The organism is uncultured Blautia sp. (assembly GCF_902497045.1).
Classification (GTDB): domain Bacteria; phylum Bacillota; class Clostridia; order Lachnospirales; family Lachnospiraceae; genus Blautia_A.
The window spans coordinates 1-2,532 of record NZ_CABVDF010000305.1 but is presented as its reverse complement, the minus strand read 5'-3'; the positions used below and the strand labels follow the sequence as shown (position 1 = coordinate 2,532).

Sequence of the window (2,532 nt, the reverse complement as noted above, 5' to 3'; positions counted from 1 at the left end):
GTATCTCTTTCTTGTCAACTAAATGTCCGATAAGTTCATACAATTTTAAGACTTTTCGTTCATATTCATTCCGTTTACAGCAACGGCTTTTTCATGGGATCAGAAAAGATTTTTCACTTTAAAATCTCTCTCTGCTTCCCTTCTCTGGTCTTTTTTGGCAATGTCCTGACGCTTGTCATAAAGCTTCTTTCCTCGTGCCATACCGATTTCCACCTTAACAAGACTGTCCTTAAAATAAACTTTTAACGGAACAAGAGTAAGTCCCTTTTCTTTCAGTTTTCCCTCGATCTTATTGATCTCATATCTGTGAAGAAGAAGTTTTCTCACTCGAAGAGGATCCTTGTTGAATATGTTTCCTTTCTCATATGGGCTGATATGCATCCCATAAATATATACTTCTCCCCGTTCCACTCTGATAAAAGATTCCTTAATACTGCATTTTCCGCTGCGAAGCGATTTTACCTCCGTTCCCGCAAGCGCGATTCCAGCCTCATAAGTATCTTCTATAAAATAATCATGAAATGCTTTTTTATTGTTTGCGATCAGCCTGATTCCCTGTTTTTTTGCCATTTTCATTTCCTCCTTACTCTTCTGCAAGAGTAAAATCTACTGTACGCTTCATAGCATCTGCATCTGCCACACGGACACGGACCTTCTGTCCCAGATGATAAATTTTTTTCGTCAGCTGTCCTCTCAGTTCATAGGCTTCCTGATCAAACTCATAATAATCATCTCTGAGGCTGGTTACATGGACCAGCCCCTCCACTGTATTGGAAAGTTCCACATATAGTCCATATCCTGTAACACCTGAAATAATCCCGTCAAATTCTTCTCCCAGATGATATGACATATACTCTGCCTTTTTCAGTTTATCAGATTCTCTTTCTGCCTCCTGCGCCCGTCTTTCACAAACGCTGGACTGACGAGCCACTTCCTCCAAAATCTCTCTGTAATGTTCTGTTTTTCCCTCTCTCTGAAGTCTGCCTCGAAGGTTGTCTCTGATGATCCTGTGGATCTGCAGATCCGGATATCTCCTGATCGGCGAAGTAAAATGGCAGTAATATCTGGCCGCCAGCCCGAAATGCCCGCTGCATTCTGTTGTATATTTTGCCTGCTTCATTGTTCTCAGCGTCAGACGGCTGATCATTGTCTCATTTGGAAGTCCCTGGATACTTTCCAGAATTTCCTGGATTTCCTTCGGTGTGATCTCCTCCCGGGATTTCCGTACCTGGATTCCCTGATGATGAAGAAGCGTCAGAAGTTCTTCCACCTTTTCCGGATCTGGATTTTCATGCGTTCTGTATACAAAAGGATATTCCCCCTTGCAGTACTCTCTGGCAACCGTCTCATTTGCCATCAGCATAAAATCTTCAATAATTTCCGTGGCACAGTTAGCCTCATAGGGACGTACATCGATCGCACGTCCTGCACCGTTAAGAATGATTTTACTTTCAGGAAACTCAAAATCAATAGACCCTCTGTGATGCCTTCTGCTGCGCAGCAGCTGAGACAGTTCTCTCATCAGAAAGAACATGGGGACAAATTCCCGGTATTCTCTGCTGGTCTCTGTCTCTCCATCCTCCAGGATACTGCGGACCTGTTCATAACTCATGCGTCTGTCTACTCTGATCACACTTTCTGTGATCTTATGAGCCACAATATTTCCCTGCCCGTCTATATCCATCAGACAGCTGAGAGCAAGACGGTCCACCCCCTGATTCAGAGAACATATCCCATTGGAAAGACGTTCCGGAAGCATGGGAATCACTCGGTCTGCCAGATACACGCTGGTTCCTCTTTTTAATGCTTCTTTATCAATAGCGCTTCCGCCCTGAACATAATTGCTCACATCTGCAATATGAACTCCCAGATGATAAATATTCCCTTCTTTTGTAAGAGAAACCGCATCATCCAGATCCTTTGCATCTTCTCCGTCGATAGTAACTGTCATAAGCCCCGTAAGATCCTCTCTGCCATCCCAGTCGGCATCCAGCACATGATCCGGAACACGCATTGCCTGATTCATCACGCGGACCGGAAATTCCGACGGAATGTTAAAACTTTTTACAATAGCCAGAATATCCGTTCCCGGCGCATGGATGCTGCCAAGAACTTCCGTGATCTTCCCTTCTGGCTTACGACGTTCTGTACCATAATCTATGATCTGGGCAACTACCTTTTCTCCATCACGGACACCATGGGAATTTTTTGCAGAGATATAAACATCCCTGGAAAGTTTCTGATTATCACAGACAACAAATCCATAATCCCCTTCCCGCTGAAACGTACCAACCACTTCCGATGTGCTCCGTTCCAGAATTTTCAGCACAGCTCCCTCTCTTCGCTTTCCAGGCTTCTGGTCTTTTTTTAAGAGGACCTGTACCTTATCCTGATGAAGGGCAGTATTCACTGAATCTGCGGGAATGAAGATATCTTCTTCGTCTTCACCAGTCTCCACAAATCCAAATCCTCTTGGATTCCCAATGAAGATCCCCTCTTTTATAAGCCCCAGTTTCTCAAGATTTTTAATAT

At 44.0% G+C, this 2,532-nt stretch carries 2 protein-coding genes; both read right to left on the bottom strand.

Going from position 1 to position 2,532, the window contains the following annotated elements; all coding sequences use genetic code 11:
• Window positions 1-99 precede the first annotated feature (99 nt).
• Window positions 100-570 carry an SsrA-binding protein SmpB gene (smpB, locus tag RDS42_RS14065; protein WP_308784211.1) on the bottom strand — a complete coding sequence of 157 codons (471 nt, stop codon included), beginning with the start codon at window positions 568-570 and terminating at the stop codon, window positions 100-102.
• A 13-nt stretch (window positions 571-583) separates the two neighbouring features.
• Window positions 584-2,532: ribonuclease R (rnr, locus tag RDS42_RS14060; RefSeq protein WP_308784210.1), on the bottom strand; the 1,949-nt coding region annotated here is incomplete at its 5' end.

Coding starts and splice junctions, on each gene's coding strand:
- smpB (WP_308784211.1), bottom strand. CDS start 570: ATGGCAAAAAAACAGGGAATCAGGCTGATCGCAAACAATAAAAAAGCA.